Annotated in this window: 17 protein-coding genes; 8 read left to right on the forward strand and 9 right to left on the reverse strand. The window is 49.1% G+C overall.

The genetic code is table 11. The annotated features are described in order from the left end of the window. Positions 1-82 precede the first annotated feature (82 nt). The 4 genes from pdsO (at position 83) to KIU71_RS14750 (ending at position 3,331) form a co-directional block, all read left to right on the forward strand. On the forward strand, positions 83-802 hold the full coding sequence (gene pdsO, locus KIU71_RS14735) for a sortase-associated OmpA-like protein PdsO (RefSeq protein ID WP_214132068.1): 720 nt from the start codon (positions 83-85) through the stop codon (positions 800-802). A gap of 170 nt (positions 803-972) precedes the next feature. Next, positions 973-1,905, forward strand: coding sequence for an ABC transporter ATP-binding protein (locus KIU71_RS14740; RefSeq protein ID WP_214132069.1), 933 nt, complete (start codon positions 973-975; stop codon positions 1,903-1,905). Next, positions 1,902-2,672 (forward strand): ABC transporter permease, encoded by a 771-nt coding sequence (locus KIU71_RS14745; RefSeq protein WP_214132070.1) that lies wholly within the window; start codon positions 1,902-1,904, stop codon positions 2,670-2,672. The genes KIU71_RS14740 and KIU71_RS14745 overlap by 4 nt, the downstream gene beginning before the upstream one ends. Further along, entirely contained in the window at positions 2,672-3,331 is a 660-nt protein-coding gene (locus tag KIU71_RS14750) for an SAM-dependent methyltransferase (protein WP_214132071.1), read from the forward strand. The genes KIU71_RS14745 and KIU71_RS14750 overlap by 1 nt, the downstream gene beginning before the upstream one ends. Here KIU71_RS14750 and KIU71_RS14755 read toward each other — a convergent pair. After that, complete coding sequence (locus KIU71_RS14755) at positions 3,328-4,050, reverse strand: EAL domain-containing protein (protein WP_214132072.1); 723 nt, start codon at positions 4,048-4,050, stop codon at positions 3,328-3,330. The two genes, KIU71_RS14750 and KIU71_RS14755, sit on opposite strands and share 4 nt — an antisense overlap. Positions 4,051-4,228: 178 nt before the next feature. Here KIU71_RS14755 and panP point away from each other — a divergent pair, with 178 nt between their 5' ends. Further along, complete coding sequence (panP, locus tag KIU71_RS14760) at positions 4,229-5,842, forward strand: pyridoxal-dependent aspartate 1-decarboxylase PanP (RefSeq protein ID WP_214132073.1); 1,614 nt, start codon at positions 4,229-4,231, stop codon at positions 5,840-5,842. A gap of 188 nt (positions 5,843-6,030) precedes the next feature. On the opposite strand, the gene panC is transcribed toward panP, so the two are convergent. The 7 genes from panC to sfsA all read right to left on the reverse strand — a co-directional run bounded on the left by panC (position 6,031) and on the right by sfsA (position 11,924). Next, complete coding sequence (panC, locus tag KIU71_RS14765; RefSeq protein WP_214132074.1) at positions 6,031-6,879, reverse strand: pantoate--beta-alanine ligase; 849 nt, start codon at positions 6,877-6,879, stop codon at positions 6,031-6,033. A gap of 10 nt (positions 6,880-6,889) precedes the next feature. Beyond that, positions 6,890-7,684, reverse strand: a complete 795-nt coding sequence (panB, locus tag KIU71_RS14770) for a 3-methyl-2-oxobutanoate hydroxymethyltransferase (protein ID WP_214132075.1) — start codon at positions 7,682-7,684, stop codon at positions 6,890-6,892. Further along, positions 7,681-8,223, reverse strand: coding sequence for a 2-amino-4-hydroxy-6-hydroxymethyldihydropteridine diphosphokinase (gene folK, locus KIU71_RS14775; RefSeq protein WP_214132076.1), 543 nt, complete (start codon positions 8,221-8,223; stop codon positions 7,681-7,683). Before folK ends, panB begins: the two co-directional genes overlap by 4 nt. Beyond that, complete coding sequence (pcnB, locus tag KIU71_RS14780) at positions 8,216-9,505, reverse strand: polynucleotide adenylyltransferase PcnB (protein ID WP_214132172.1); 1,290 nt, start codon at positions 9,503-9,505, stop codon at positions 8,216-8,218. Before pcnB ends, folK begins: the two co-directional genes overlap by 8 nt. A 151-nt stretch (positions 9,506-9,656) precedes the next feature. Further along, a complete protein-coding gene (gene gluQRS, locus KIU71_RS14785; RefSeq protein WP_214132077.1) occupies positions 9,657-10,559 on the reverse strand; it encodes a tRNA glutamyl-Q(34) synthetase GluQRS in 903 nt (300 codons plus the stop codon). 6 nt (positions 10,560-10,565) lie between these two features. Next, complete coding sequence (gene dksA / locus KIU71_RS14790) at positions 10,566-11,015, reverse strand: RNA polymerase-binding protein DksA (RefSeq protein WP_214132078.1); 450 nt, start codon at positions 11,013-11,015, stop codon at positions 10,566-10,568. Between the two features lie 192 nt (positions 11,016-11,207). Continuing rightward, on the reverse strand, positions 11,208-11,924 hold the full coding sequence (sfsA, locus tag KIU71_RS14795) for a DNA/RNA nuclease SfsA (RefSeq protein ID WP_214132079.1): 717 nt from the start codon (positions 11,922-11,924) through the stop codon (positions 11,208-11,210). A 57-nt stretch (positions 11,925-11,981) separates the two neighbouring features. Between sfsA and pepB the strand changes: the two genes are divergently transcribed. Next, on the forward strand, positions 11,982-13,265 hold the full coding sequence (pepB, locus tag KIU71_RS14800; RefSeq protein WP_214132080.1) for an aminopeptidase PepB: 1,284 nt from the start codon (positions 11,982-11,984) through the stop codon (positions 13,263-13,265). 58 nt (positions 13,266-13,323) lie between these two features. Here pepB and KIU71_RS14805 read toward each other — a convergent pair whose 3' ends face one another. Further along, entirely contained in the window at positions 13,324-13,506 is a 183-nt protein-coding gene (locus tag KIU71_RS14805) for a helix-turn-helix domain-containing protein (protein ID WP_214132081.1), read from the reverse strand. Between the two features lie 128 nt (positions 13,507-13,634). Here KIU71_RS14805 and KIU71_RS14810 point away from each other — a divergent pair, with 128 nt between their 5' ends. Both KIU71_RS14810 and KIU71_RS14815 read left to right on the forward strand, forming a co-directional pair. Continuing rightward, positions 13,635-14,240, forward strand: coding sequence for a YhgN family NAAT transporter (locus KIU71_RS14810; RefSeq protein ID WP_214132082.1), 606 nt, complete (start codon positions 13,635-13,637; stop codon positions 14,238-14,240). Further along, positions 14,237-14,830: a DUF416 family protein gene (locus tag KIU71_RS14815; protein WP_214132083.1), complete on the forward strand. Its 594-nt coding sequence runs from the start codon at positions 14,237-14,239 to the stop codon at positions 14,828-14,830. The genes KIU71_RS14810 and KIU71_RS14815 overlap by 4 nt, the downstream gene beginning before the upstream one ends. Positions 14,831-14,842: the final 12 nt, after the last annotated feature.

The following is a 14,842-nucleotide window of genomic DNA, read 5'->3' on the forward strand; positions in this document are numbered from 1 at the left end:
CCAGCCATGGTGGTGACAAGATTGATTGTTTTAATCAACCTAACAAAAACAGACTGTGGTTCAGCCACGAAAGGAAATTATCATGAAAACAACACGTCATCTTTTTACTGCCTCAGCGATTGCCTTAGCGTTAACCGTGAGCCCTTTAGCGGCAGCGAAGCAAGGTGAGAATGAGTCCAAATCGAACACCGCATTAGTTGGCGGTGCGACCGGTGCCACTATGGGCGCGATTGCAGCAGGTCCTATCGGTGCTGTGGTTGGTGGCGTTATTGGGTTAATGCTGGGGAATGGTGCGCAGCAAGATCAGGAAATTGCCTCGGCTAAAGCCGCATTGACAGAAAGCCAGCGCTCGCTAACTGCACTGAATCAGGAATTGGTTGCGTGGCAGCAAAAAGCGATGACGCAAACGGTCAGTGCAAGCGAACCCGTCTCACAACTGTTACCAGAGCTGAAAACAACGGTGCAGTTTCGTACTGGAAAGAGTCAATTGGAAGCCTCGTACGCAACGCAATTGAATTTGGTTGGTGAGCTGTTAAAAAGTTTTGATGACTTAGCTGTGCACATTACTGGCTATACCGACCCTCGTGGCAATGACGCCGATAATATTGCCTTGTCTCAGGCGCGGGCGAGTGCGGTACAACAGGCCCTGTTAGACCAAGGCGTTGACGCTGATAAAATTTCAATCAGCGGCATGGGTGAGCGTGGTGCTTCGAATGAGCAGTCACTTGAGCAGTATTTCTTTGACCGCAAAGCAGTGCTGATGATTGCACCTCGCGGTAAAGTGTTGACCGCGAAACAATAGCTTGCTATCCAACCGATAACACCAAAGCCCAGCAAATAACGCTGGGCTTTTTTATATGTGAGGTTTTTTCAGTCTGACACGGAGACTTGAATTTTGGCATAATGGTTATACTTAACTCTTCACCGTTTAAAAGGCAGCAAAGCTGTCTTTGTACTGACACTGGATGAAACATGTTTGCACTGGATATATCAGGCCTCACCAAAACATATAAAGGTGGCGTGCAGGCGCTCAGAGGCGTCGACCTTCAAGTCAAGGAAGGTGATTTTTTTGCACTCTTGGGCCCGAATGGCGCAGGCAAGTCAACCACAATTGGCGTTATCGCCTCACTGGTGAACAAAAGCAGCGGTGATGTGAATGTGTTTGGACATTCCATTGACACAGCACTTGAAAGCGCGAAGTCGTGTATCGGGCTGGTGCCTCAGGAATTTAATTTCAATCAATTTGAAACGCTGCAACAGATTATGCTCAATCAAGCCGGCTATTATGGCGTACCGCGTTCGGTCGCGAAGGAACGCGCGGAAGTCTACTTGAAGCAGTTGGACCTGTGGGAGAAGCGCAACGCGGCTGCGCGTGAATTGTCGGGTGGAATGAAGCGCCGCTTAATGATTGCTCGCGCGCTGATGCACGAACCCAAAATGCTCATCCTCGATGAACCTACCGCCGGTGTGGATATCGAAATACGCCGTTCAATGTGGAAGTTTTTAAAACAGATCAATGACCAAGGCATTACCATCATTCTGACTACCCATTATCTTGAAGAAGCCGAAATGTTGTGTCGCAATATTGCCATTATTGATAAAGGCAACATTGTCGAAAACACCAGTATGAAGTCGCTGCTTTCGAAATTGAATGTAGAAACTTTTGTGCTGGATATTGCGCCGGTGAAGAGCGCACCCGAATTAAACGGTTTTACATCTCGACTGATAGATGATCATACGCTGGAAGTCGATGTGGAGAAGTCAGAAGGGCTTAATCCCGTGTTTACTCAACTGAGTACCCAAGGTGTGCAAGTCATGAGTATGCGCAACAAATCAAACCGCTTGGAAGAGCTGTTCGTGCGGTTGGTAGAGTCGGGAAGACAGGCTCAGGGGGATGCGGCATGAATCATCTATATTTTGTGGCGTTACGCACTATCTGGATTAAAGAGTGCACGCGTTTTTTACGCATCTGGATCCAAACCCTGGTGCCACCGGCTATCACCATGAGTTTGTATTTTGTGATTTTCGGTAGCTTAATTGGCAGTCGAATTGGCACCATGGGCGGCTTCAGTTACATGGAGTTTATCGTGCCGGGTCTGATCATGATGGCAATCATCACCAATAGCTATTCCAACGTGTCATCGTCCTTTTTCAGTGCCAAGTTTCAGCGTAACGTCGAGGAATTGCTCGTTGCGCCAGTTCCCACGTGGGTCATCATCATGGGCTTCGTTGGCGGCGGTGTCGCGCGGGCAATGCTCATCGGCGTTATCGTCACCTGCGTGTCGATGTTTTTTGTTGATGTACATATTCACCACTTCGGTGTGATTATTCTGACTTTAATCCTCACCAGCACCCTTTTCGCTACGGCGGGATTGATCAATGCAATTTACGCAAAAACGTTCGACGACATCAGTATGGTGCCGACCTTTGTACTGACCCCACTGACTTACTTGGGTGGGGTATTTTACTCGTTGAGTTTGCTGCCTGAGTTCTGGCAATGGGTAAGCAAAGCAAACCCAGTGGTCTACATGGTGAACGGCTTTCGGTATGGTTTTCTGGGAGTGTCTGACGTGAATGTTGGCATTTCTGTAGCGCTACTGATTGGCTTTAACGCCATTTTGTTCAGTATTGCCTACGTGCTTCTGCAACGTGGCACCGGAATACGTAGCTAGTGCACAGTCAAGCAAGAGCTGTTACGACCACACAACTTGCGCCGCACGAAAAAGTCGCTGAATTGGCATTGCGCTACCGAGACAGTCACACACACAAACCCGTCAGTGAGCACACGCAGAATGCTTTTGGCGAAGTCAGCGATTGGTTAGGCGACTGGCGGGGAGAGTTAATCATTGATGCCTGTTGCGGCGTGGGCGAGAGCACTGCCAAGATTGCCCGGCTTTATCCTGATGCTCGGATTATCGGTATCGACAAATCAGCCGCTAGATTGAATAAGCACGACCATTACGCCACTACGGCGCAAAATTACTGCACTGTGCGTGCTGATGTGATCGATTTCTGGCATTTGGCGGTGCAGCACAAGTGGCGCACCACTCGGCAATTTTTGCTTTACCCGAATCCCTATCCAAAACCGGCGCAGTTACAAAAACGCTGGCATGCCAGTTCGTCCTTGCCTCATATCGTGGCATTGGGAGGCGAGATCCGTGTTCGCAGCAATTGGTTACTCTATTTGCAGGAGTTTGGGATTGCGCTAAGCGTTTATGATAAGCCCTCTTGTATCAGCAAGATTGATAACCAAGCGCCACTGACGCCGTTTGAACGTAAGTATCAGGAAAGCCAGCAGGATTGTTGGGAGTTACGTGCTGCGTTGAACTAGGAAGTTGGCTTGACTGTGGGGTAGGGATGGGAAAACAAAAAGCCTTGAGCATATCGAATTGACAGCGTTTTTATTAAGGCTAAAGCGGCTTCATCTTCGATGTGTTCAGCAACCACACAAACGTTAAATTCATGGGCTTTTTCACACACGTGCTCAACGAAGTCTCTGACGGCCGCATCTTGCCCACAGTGTTGGATCAACGCACCGCTGAGCTTAACGCCAGTGATGGGCAAGCGCAGAAGTCGTCCAATGTTGACGGAGGAAGCGCCCAGATTATCAATGAAAACCCCAATGCCGCAGTCCTGACATAAAGAGACAAACTGCGTAAGTTCACGTTCATGCTTTAACGCAGCATGCGCGGTTAACTCTACGCTAATACGTTCGCTGTGGGGATATTCGGCAATCAAATCCCTGATGAAAGGCATTAGATTGGGATTGAGTAAATCTTGTGTGTCGAGATTAATATTCCAGCGCATCGTATTGTGGCGGAAGTATTGTGCGCTTTGTAGCATCATCGTTTCGGTCAGCGCATATACCCAATTGTTACGCTCAACTAAACTCAAAAATTGGCTTGGTAGAAACGTATGTTCCTGCTCATTGATTAAACGCGCCAGACATTCGTAGCGCCACACGCTACCCGCGTGCAAATCCATGATTGGCTGAAAAAAAGGCACAATTCGTTCAAGCGTAAAACTTTCTGTGATCTCTTTTATTGGCATTCAGTAGATATCCCATGATGTCTGGGTACTGACTATAGCAGATTGGAATCGGAACGCCACGCGGGTTTATAGTCGGAATGAGTGGCAATAATTTGGTTAATTGTGCCATCTAAGGTAAAGTCCGCGATCACCAAATCTTTTGGTCTTCGTTCTAATCTACGGTGTTTAAGGATCCTGTGTGAGTAAAGCACAAGTCAGTATGAGCCACCTTATTCGGGTGTTCACCAAGCCTGAGCAATTAAGCTCTACGCTGGCTAAAATTGAGCAGCAGTTATCAGACAATCTTGCGGATTTTCTGTCTCAGCATGTGGTTGCCAAAAAGACGTCTTTGGAAGAAATCGAGAAAGATTTTGACAGTGCTGTGGTGCCTGAGTCGCCTGAGTTTGTTTCGACACACGCGGAAGTACTACTGGACAAACTGGTAGCGCATTCAGTGAACACCTATTCACCCACGTTTATTGGTCATATGACCTCAGCGCTTCCTTATTTCCACCTGCCATTGGCAAAACTGATGGTGGGGCTGAATCAGAACCTGGTTAAAATCGAAACATCAAAGGCATTTACGCCTTTGGAACGACAAGTGTTGGGTATCATGCATAATCTGGTTTACCGACAACCAGAATCGTTCTATCAAAAACACCTGCACAGTGCGCAGCATTCTTTAGGGGCTTTTTGTTCGGGGGGCACCGTCGCCAATATGACGGCGCTGTGGGTTGCGCGTAACAATTTGCTTGGGCCAGATAAAGGCTTTTCTGGCGTTTCAAGAGCTGGACTCGCCAATGCTTACCGCCATTACGGCATCGAAGGTATAGGCGTCATTAGCTCTAAACGAGGTCATTACTCGTTAGCGAAAGCGATGGATCTTCTCGGTGTGGGCCGGGATTCGATGATTACTCTCGATTGCCCCTCTCAGACGTTATCGGCCGAAAAAGCATTAGCAGAGGGCAAGAAGTATCAACAATCGGGTAAGAAATTATTAGCTATCGTAGGCGTTGCTGGAACCACCGAGACCGGCCATGTTGATCCGCTTGATGAACTGGCAGACGTGGCAAAAGAGCTTGGTTGCTGGTTTCATGTTGATGCAGCCTGGGGCGGTGCCACCTTATTTTCTGAACGATACCGAGATAAGCTCAAGGGCATTGAACGTGCTGACTCGATTACACTCGACGCGCATAAACAGATGTATGTGCCAATGGGTGCAGGAATGGCGTTGTTCAAAGATCCAAAGCACAGTAATTCGGTTCGTCATCATGCTCAGTATATTTTACGACAAGGTTCTAAAGATCTTGGCTCAACCACGCTGGAAGGTTCGCGCAATGGAATGGCCATGCTGGTGTATGCATCGCTGCATATATTGGGGCGGGAAGGCTACGAACTGCTGATTAATGAAAGTATCGAAAAAGCACGCCGTTTTGCTGATTTGATTACGCAGCACGCTAATTTTGAACTGGTCACCTCGCCAACACTGTCGCTTCTCACCTATCGGGTTCTGCCGCAAGGCCTCAGCGAGACGCTACAACGGGCACCACATCAGCAGCGACAAGTCATCAATGAACTCGTTGATCAATTGACTGTGACCGTGCAAAAACAGCAGCGCGAAGCAGGTAAATCTTTTGTATCTCGAACCCGACTTTCGACCCACACCTACGCAGATTCGCCAGTAACGGTGTTTCGAGTCGTATTGGCCAATCCACTCACGACCGATGAAGATTTAGCGCATATTCTTGAAGAGCAGCTTACCATTGCTCAAACCACACAGACGTGGACAAAGCTGCAAAACTATTTAACCTAAACTTGGGATAAGCATTCTGCAAGACTGTGAATTGATAGCTTATCTTAATTAAAGCTGGCCAACAGTGCCTTAATCTCAAGGTTTAGGCCCAGCGCTCGGGTCGAGTCCCAATAATCCACGCTTTTTGTTGTGAGCTATTGGGACCTCTACGTTGCATGATATGAAAGAACAACAGACCCTAGGCTAAACTACAGCCTAATTTGAACATTATCGATTAGCCGCGTTTTTCCTAAAAATGCCGCGGCAAGAATGACCAAGTCATAATCTTCGTGGCCGGGCTGGAGCAGGCTGTTGGCGGCGCGAACTTCGATGTAATCCGGCTTAAAACCCGCATCAACAAGCTCTGCTTTGACCTGTGAGATAAGCAATGAAAAGTCTCTTCGTCCCTGAATGATGTGGTCTGCCATCTCAGAGATACAGGCAAACAGCTGGGGCGCAATTTGACGTTGTTCTGTGGTGAGATAGCCGTTGCGTGAGCTCATCGCCAGCCCGTCACTTTCGCGTTCAGTCGGTACACCGTGGATCTCAAGATTCATCGAGAGATCAGTCACCATGGCTTTGATGACTTGTAGTTGCTGAAAATCTTTTTCACCGAAATAAGCTTTATTCGGCTGTACCATATTAAATAGCTTACACACGATGGTAGCAACCCCCCGAAAGTGGCCGGGTCGACTCGCACCACAAATCATGTATGACAATCCAGGCACTTCAACGAAGGTTTGCTGCTCCAAGCCACGCGAATAAATATCGCTGGCGAGCGGTGTAAACACCACGTCAACACCCATTGCCTCGAGCTGGTCGAAGTCATTCTTAAGGGTGCGCGGATAGGCGTCCAAGTCTTCATCCGGTCCAAATTGCAATGGGTTTACAAAGATCGAGACTACGACCACATCAGCATGACGCTGCGCGTGTTCAACCAACTTCAAGTGGCCTTTGTGTAGATTGCCCATCGTCGGTACAAAGGCGATAACATCGCCATTCAATTGCCATTTCCGGCGCTGCTCACGCATCGCCATGATGTCTTCAATAATTTTCATAGGTCAGATCTTAGTTGAAACTATGCTGTTCGCCAGGAAAGGTTTGGTGAGTCACTTCGTCGATGAAGTTTCTAACCGCTTGACGCACGTCGCCGCAATCAGCCAGATAATTTTTGGAAAACTTCGGCATGTAATTGGCACTGACTCCCAACATATCATGCATAACCAGTATTTGACCGTCGCAATGCACACCCGCACCTATACCGATAACAGGGATGGTTAGCGCATCTGCAACGCGCTTACCTAATGCGACTGGTACACATTCAAGCACTAACATCTGTGCACCGGCTTGTTCCAAAGCAATCGCTGATTCGACCAGCTCATCAGCCTGCGCTGCCTGCCTACCCTGAACTTTGAACCCGCCCAGCACGTGCACCGACTGGGGGGTTAGCCCCAAATGCCCACACACCGGAACGCCACGCACTTTGAGACCTGCAATCGTCTCGGTTAACCAGTCGCCGCCCTCTAATTTAACCATACTCGCGCCATTTGCCATTAACTTGGCGGCATTCTGGTAAGTTTGCTCTGGAGTCGCGTAACTCATAAAGGGCATATCAGCGACAACCATCGCCTGAGTTACGCCTCGTCTTACGCTGCGCGTATGGTAGCTAATGTCGTCAATGCTAACACCGAGCGTATCGGGCTGACCCTGAAGTACCATTCCCAGAGAATCGCCAATCAGAATGATATCGATACCTTCCTGATCAAATAATTGAGCAAAGCTGGCATCATAAGCTGTAAGCGCACTTATCTTTTCGTCATTTGCCTTTTTTGCCTGAATGTCGGCAATCGATTTTGCTTTCATGAACTCAATTCCTCTGCATTACTGGTATCCTTATGGAGTGACTTTACACGCTTTAATCCTTTGAGCGAGCATTGCGCAACCCACGCAGCTATTGGGCGGCCGTCGGGCATGACCATGTCGGGAGCCAATTCGTACAATGGCACGAGAACAAATTCACGTTCGGCCATCCCGTAATGCGGCACGGTAAGTCGCTGACTGTGGATCATTTGTTGGTCAAACAGCAATATGTCCAGATCAAGTGTTCTGGGCCCCCAACGTTCTTGTTTTCGCTCACGCCCAAAATCTAACTCAATGCGCTGCAACAAATCGAGTAACTCATCGGCGCTGGCTGCGCAATTCAGCTGTGCAACGGCATTGGCGTAATCTGGCTGATCGGGAGGCCCCATCGGCGCGCTGGCATAAATCGATGAGACGGATATGACCGTCAACTGCTCCTGAGCAGCAAGAATCTTAATTGCGCGTTCAATTTGAGCCTGTGGCGAGCCAAAATTGGGATGCTGCAAGTTGCTGCCCAGACCAATAAATACTTGCTCATGCATCGGGTTTCTTTGCCTTTCTAGGGCGTCTAGGACGGCGACGTGAAGCCCCTCCTTTGCCACCGCTGTTGGCCATTTTTCGGCGAGCGTCCGGGCTAGCGTCTTGATATGCCGTCCACCACTGTGCAACTTCTAACGTATCGCCCCCTTCTATTTCACCGCGTAGTAATAAAAAATCATACGCAGCACGAAAACGAGGATGCTCAAGCAGTTGCGATGCCCTGCGACCATAGCGTTTAGGCAGTCGCCACTGGAGCTGCCAAATCTCACGCATGGCCGTACTGAACCGCTTGGGGATCATAATACGTTGGGTTTGCTTGCCGAGCACATCACTCATGGCGAGTAAAAATGCATCGTGTGGTTGCAGACCTGATTCGGTGATTAAGCGCTGGGAATGTTCCTCAAGCGGATACCACAAAAAAGCCGCTAATAGGAAGGCTGGAGTGACCCGTTGCTCATTATTAATACGGTTATCCGTGTTGATCAGTACCTGTTCTATCAGTTGATATTCGCGGCTGTCTGGTTTGCTTAAGCTGTCTTTTAATTGAGGGAATAGTGGTGTGAGCAACCCATAGTGTTGCATTAACTCAAAGGTTTTGAGGGCATTGCCAGACAAAAACAGCTTTAGGTATTCTTCGAATAAACGCGCCGCAGGAATATTACTAAGCAGACCGGAGAGCGTATGGATCGGATCGCCCGTTCGCGGCGTTATTTTCATATTCAACTTTGCAGCAAATCGTACGGCGCGTAACATTCTTACTGGGTCTTCGCGATAGCGCGTTTCAGGATCGCCTATGAGCTCTACTTCGCGACGCTTTATTGCCTGCACGCCGTTGGCGAAGTCACTTACGCTGAAATCGGCGGCACTGTAGTACATGGCATTGAACGTGAAATCCCGTCTCTCAGCATCTTCATTGATGCTACCGAAAACGTTATCTCGCGTGAGTTGCCCTTCATCACTACTGCGGCCCAGTTCGGTGGGCTTCTCGTCGGCGCCATGATGGCCACGAAACGTAGCCACCTCGATGATTTCGCGCCCAAACAGGATATGCGCCAAGCGGAAACGGCGGCCTATAAGTCGGCAATTGCGAAATTGGGCTTTAATTTCTTCTGGCGTAGCATTGGTGACCACATCGAAATCTTTAGGTTGCTGACCAAGCATAATATCTCGTACACAGCCGCCTACGAGATAAGCGTCGAAACCAGCATCGTTCAACCGGTGTAACACTTTAAGTGCATTATCACTGATGTCGGTGCGGCTAACCGGATGCTCAGCGCGGGGGATGACAACGCGCTGGATCTGGTTATTTTGCGCAGTCCGCAATGCACTGCTTTCGGATCGAATAGCGTTGCGCATTTTATTGAATACTTTTGAGATGATAAGCGTTGGCTCCTTCGCCACAAATTATCTGTGATAACTGCGTATAATAAGCTGCTTAGCCCTTAGGAACAATCACTTCGCGCACGCGCGGGATTTTAGCGAAGTCAACATGCTCAAGCGCCCATTGCAAAATAGCCTGTACCGAATCATTGCACAGCGTTTTGGGGCAGGTGATCCCGAGTTGGAGCAACGCGTGAATAAGATTCTGTTTTGCATGGCGATGATCAACCGCAGGGGCATGGTTTTGCTTGCTCAGTTTTTGCTGTGCAGACGTGCTCATCACGGGTAAGTGAAGATAGGACGGTGGTGTATGGTTCAAGGCTTCGTAGAGTGCCAAGTGACAGAAGGTGGTGTCGATAAGGTCAGCACCGCGCACAATATGCGTCACGCCTTGTAAAATATCATCGCAAACCACGGCAAGATGATAGGCATAAAGTCCGTCGCGGCGTTTTAACACAAAATCTTCTGATGCGAGTGAGTGAGCCACGTCAACGCTGCCCTGCAATTCATCTGTGAAAGTAGAACGTGGCGATTGGTTGAGAAAGCGCAATGCAAACGGCATGTTTTGTGGCGCTCGATTGCGGCAGGCCGGATCGTGAATTCCTTGATTTTGGCGAATAGATGCCCGAGTGCAATCACATTCATAAAGGTGCGCATCGAGTTTTGTCAGTGCGGCTGCATAATCGTCATGGTGATGAGATTGATAGCGGACTTCGCCGTCCCACTCAAGACCATGTGCGAGCAGACACGTTTTGATCTGCTCGTCTGCACCGGGAACCGATCGCGGGTGGTCGATATCTTCAATCCGCAGCAACCACTTTCCGCGGCGCTGCTTTGCGTGAAGGTAGCTACCAAGTGCAGTGGTGAGTGATCCAAAGTGCAGGGGCCCCGAGGGCGATGGGGCAAACCGCCCCACATAGTTTGAACCTGTATTTATGCCAGCGTCAGCGCGCGACATGGCATACTAACCCTGAAGCTGTTTCTCTTTTATCTCAGCCATGGTTTTGCAATCGATACACAAATCAGCCGTGGGGCGCGCCTCAAGACGACGAATACCGATTTCGATGCCGCAAGAGTCGCAAAATCCAAAATCATCATCTTCGATGCGTTTAAGTGTTTTCTCGATTTTCTTAATCAACTTGCGCTCACGGTCGCGTGTGCGTAATTCAAGACTGAACTCTTCTTCTTGTGCTGCACGGTCAACAGGATCAGGAAAATTTGCCGCTTCGTCTTTCATATGAGTAACGGTGCGGTCCACTTCTTGACGAAGCTGATCGCGCCATGCGCGTAAAATCAAACGGAAATGCTCCATTTGTTTGTCATTCATGTACTCTTCGTTAGCAGACTCTTGATAGGGTTCCAACCCTGCCAGTGCTAGCAAGCCCAACGGTTTGTTTTCTTTTGTTGTTGGCATTTGACACTTCTCCCAGAAAGGACCGGCGCTGATGTGACGTGTGTACCAGCCCAGTCTTTATCGGCGGGCCATGATGGTGTTAATGGCAGGCCGCCGCGCTTAATTCAATGCAGGCTATGTAAATTAGCGCTGACTACATTCAAAAATCAAGCGGCAAATATGGCGCTGTCTCAGCAAAAATCAACCGCTTTTTCAAAAAACGGTGTTGAGGGTTTGATTTATAAACATTTTTTTATCGTCGATTGTGCAACCCAATGCAATCACATTGACACCGGAGTCCATCGCGTGCCTCAATGCATCGGCGTAGTTGGGGTCGATATGTTTGGCCACGTTAACCTCTTTCACGCCACTGTGCTGAACGCAAAAGACCAGTGTACATGCGGTTTCCTCTGTCGCAAATTCAGCAAGCTCAAGGCAATGCCGGGCACCACGCGCGGTGACGGCATCGGGGAAGTAACCCACCCCGTTTTCATTCAACGTCACTGACTTAACCTCGACGATACATGCTTTCGGTAAAGCGTCAGCGACAGGTTCAGACAAGAGAAAGTCAAAACGTGACTGAGCGCCTTGCGGCCTAACTTCTCTGCGCACCTGAGCAAAACCGGCGAGTGGCTCAATGTGCCGCGCCAACAACGCCTCTTCGACTAATTTGTTAGCACGATGCGTATTAATACCAATCCATTCTTTTTTATGGTTTTGCGCCAGTTCCCACGTGTATTTCAGCTTTCGTTTCGGATTAGTCGATTCGCTTACATACGCGGTAAAACCCGGTTCTGCGCAATGGGTCATCGCGCCCGTGTTGGGGCAATGCGCAGTGACAACCGTACCATCAGTAAGCTCGACATCAGCGAAGAAGCGTTTGTAGCGTTTTATTAACGTGCCGCGCAGTAACGGCGCTTTGAAATGCATGGATTCCCTGTGTGGGTTTGGTAGAGTACAGCCACAGATTATCAAAAAGGAATCATCATGTCGGTTTTTAGTTTACGACTTTCACATCAGCCTGCCTCTGGGGCGTGGAGTGATAAAGCCATACTGTCCTATGACAGCAAGGGCGCAACCATACACATAGAAGCAAATAAGTTAAGTTCTCGGGAGATACAAAAAGCGGCACGCTTACTTGAAAGTAACGCCCTGACTGCCATTGCGCTTGAAGGCGACTGGATGAGTGAACAACAGTGGGCTTTCGTGAGCAGTTTTCTGTCAGCAAAGAGCCAGACCAAGGTGCATTTTTGCGATAATGCCGACAAGGCCGATTTAGAAAAACGGCTTGCAGCTCTCATGTTTACACGTGAGCTAATCAATGAAACACCTGAAGTTATGAGCCCTGAGTATTTGGCCAATGCATCAGCAGAGTGGCTGTCATCGCTGGCGCCGGAGCATACGTCAACCCGTTTTATCGTAGGTGATGAATTACAGCAAGCTGGATGGACAGGTATTTATAACGTCGGTCGCGGCAGCGAGCGTCCACCCGTCATGCTAGAGCTGGATTATAATCCTACCGGGAACGCTGACGCGCCAGTAGACGCTGCGTTGGTGGGCAAAGGTATTACTTTCGACTCAGGCGGTTACAGTATTAAGTCCAGTCAGGGCATGTTGGACATGAAGTGTGACATGGGCGGAGCTGCCACCGTCGTGGGTGGGCTTGGGCTCGCTATTTCACGAGGGCTTGCGAAGCGCGTCAAGCTGTACTTATGCTGTGCTGAGAACTTAATCAGTGGCCACGCTTACAAACTGGGCGACATATTGACGTACAAAAACGGGCTCACTGTTGAGATCGTAAATACTGACGCGGAGGGGCGTTTGGTTCTGGCAGATGGCTTGTTGGCTGCGAGCGAAACACAAGCACCGCTTATCATCGATGCCGCCACGTTAACGGGGGCGGCCGTCGCGGCTGTCGGGAACGACTACAATGCGCTGTTTACGTTAGATGATGCATTGCGCCAGAAAATGCTCGACTGTGCAGCTTCAGAACATGAATTGACCTGGCCATTGCCCTTGGCAACTTGGCATCAAGAAAAGTGCCCCTCTAACTTTGCTGATACAGCAAACAGCCGGGCGGTTAAAGGCGGTGGAGCCGGTGGTGCGTCAAATGCGGCAGGTTTCCTTTCACGATTTGTTGATCGCAATGGTCAGGGGTGGGCGCATTTGGATCTGGCAGCTGCCTACAATGGCAGTGCGACAAGTACCATGCCTGCCGGCGCGACGGGCCAAGGGATCCGCACAATCGCACGCGCGCTGGTGGATTTGTAGAGCGTCGTCATGCGAACTGCATAAGCGGTTCGCATTCTTACTTTGAGTCGCTTGAAGGTTAGATACCGCCGAGGCGTTCAGCTAGCTGTTTATAACGTTCAACATCTTCGCGGGCAAAGAGGGGTTTGTCATTACCGTCCTTTTCTTTTGCTATTAGCAAGCTTTCACGTTCCAGTCGTTCAACACGAATTTCTTGCACGCCCAGGTATTCAGCAACTTCGCTGACATTCATAAGACTCATGACTTTACCTCTATCATTTGTTTTTAAGGTTTAGTTCATTAATGTAAACCGTATCGGTAATTTTCGCTATAATGCGCGCCAAATAAATTTATGCTGCTGTTGTGCAGGCACGTCACCGAGGAATGTTTATGGATACGCTATCGGCTGCGATCATGCTGTTTTTGATCATGGATCCGCTAGGCAATCTGCCGGTGTTTATGTCTGTGCTAAAAATGATAGAGCCAAAGCGACGCCGGATTATATTAATCAGAGAGCTGCTCATCGCACTGGCGATTTTGTTTATTTTTCTGTTTTCAGGCCAAGCGGTACTCAATTTCCTTAACGTAGGTCAGGAGACCGTGCGTATTGCCGGTGGGGTTATCCTATTTTTAATAGGCCTGCGTATGATTTTCCCCACGCCGGGTGGCGTAACAGGGTTAGCGGTGGGCGATGAACCTTTTATCGTACCTTTGGCTATTCCCATGATCGCGGGCCCCAGTACGCTTGCAGCACTCATTTTGTTAAGCAATCAAGATCCAACACGCATGCTCGATTGGTCGCTTGCGCTAGGTGCTGCATGGTTAGTTTCTGCCCTTATACTGATGTTCTCCGGGTTATTTCACAAACTATTAGGCGAGCGCGGGCTGAACGCGATGGAGCGCCTTATGGGAATGATCCTGATCATGATTGCCATTCAGATGTTACTGGACGGCGTTAGCGCCTACATAATTCACGCCTCGGAGTTAGCACGATGAATCAGAAGTTAACCGTTTTTGCACAGGTAAGAGAGCTTCCACTCGCTGCGGCAGTCGGGTTTTGTGCAACGATGCTTGAACGTCAACTGCCCAATTTTAAATTGTTTTGTGAAGTGGCATCAATCGACGATGAGAGTCAGATGTCCAAAGCATTGGCGCAGGTTTGGCTGGCTTATCAGGCACTTATCAGCGGAAAGAAGATCACGACCAATATGGCGTTACTGCGAGAAAAAGTTGAATTAATTTCACCACACAGTGCAGATCACGATAATTTCGGTGTTTACCCCGCCATTGATTGTGCGATGAGTATGGTAGCAACACTTAACCTACTGGCAAAAGAAGAGGATGCAGGTGCGGTTGTTGTGAGTAAACTGTCGCAAGGCAGTGTTGAACTGGTCATTCTGGCCACCGAAGGTGACGATCTCAGTAATGAGGCGATTAAAGCGCATCCTTTAATGCAGCGTGAAGTCGACTTTCAGCAGCAGTTGTTGGCTGTGCTTAACGTGCCCAAACGCGATTTGCCCTCGGTTGAGCAACTTCAACAACTGGCACACCATGACGGCGCCAGCAATATTGGGATAGAGCCCTAAAGGGACTAGGGC

The sequence above is a fragment of the Alteromonas oceanisediminis genome (genome assembly GCF_018474025.1).
GTDB lineage: Bacteria > Pseudomonadota > Gammaproteobacteria > Enterobacterales > Alteromonadaceae > Alteromonas_E > Alteromonas_E oceanisediminis.

Coding starts and splice junctions, on each gene's coding strand:
- panB (WP_214132075.1), bottom strand. CDS start 7,684: ATGAAAGCAAAATCGATTGCCGACATTCAGGCAAAAAAGGCAAATGAC.
- KIU71_RS14810 (WP_214132082.1), top strand. CDS start 13,635: ATGGATACGCTATCGGCTGCGATCATGCTGTTTTTGATCATGGATCCG.
- KIU71_RS14755 (WP_214132072.1), bottom strand. CDS start 4,050: ATGCCAATAAAAGAGATCACAGAAAGTTTTACGCTTGAACGAATTGTG.
- folK (WP_214132076.1), bottom strand. CDS start 8,223: ATGCATGAGCAAGTATTTATTGGTCTGGGCAGCAACTTGCAGCATCCC.
- KIU71_RS14745 (WP_214132070.1), top strand. CDS start 1,902: ATGAATCATCTATATTTTGTGGCGTTACGCACTATCTGGATTAAAGAG.
- pdsO (WP_214132068.1), top strand. CDS start 83: ATGAAAACAACACGTCATCTTTTTACTGCCTCAGCGATTGCCTTAGCG.
- gluQRS (WP_214132077.1), bottom strand. CDS start 10,559: ATGTCGCGCGCTGACGCTGGCATAAATACAGGTTCAAACTATGTGGGG.
- dksA (WP_214132078.1), bottom strand. CDS start 11,015: ATGCCAACAACAAAAGAAAACAAACCGTTGGGCTTGCTAGCACTGGCA.
- KIU71_RS14740 (WP_214132069.1), top strand. CDS start 973: ATGTTTGCACTGGATATATCAGGCCTCACCAAAACATATAAAGGTGGC.
- pepB (WP_214132080.1), top strand. CDS start 11,982: ATGTCGGTTTTTAGTTTACGACTTTCACATCAGCCTGCCTCTGGGGCG.
- sfsA (WP_214132079.1), bottom strand. CDS start 11,924: ATGCATTTCAAAGCGCCGTTACTGCGCGGCACGTTAATAAAACGCTAC.
- KIU71_RS14805 (WP_214132081.1), bottom strand. CDS start 13,506: ATGAGTCTTATGAATGTCAGCGAAGTTGCTGAATACCTGGGCGTGCAA.
- panC (WP_214132074.1), bottom strand. CDS start 6,879: ATGAAAATTATTGAAGACATCATGGCGATGCGTGAGCAGCGCCGGAAA.
- KIU71_RS14815 (WP_214132083.1), top strand. CDS start 14,237: ATGAATCAGAAGTTAACCGTTTTTGCACAGGTAAGAGAGCTTCCACTC.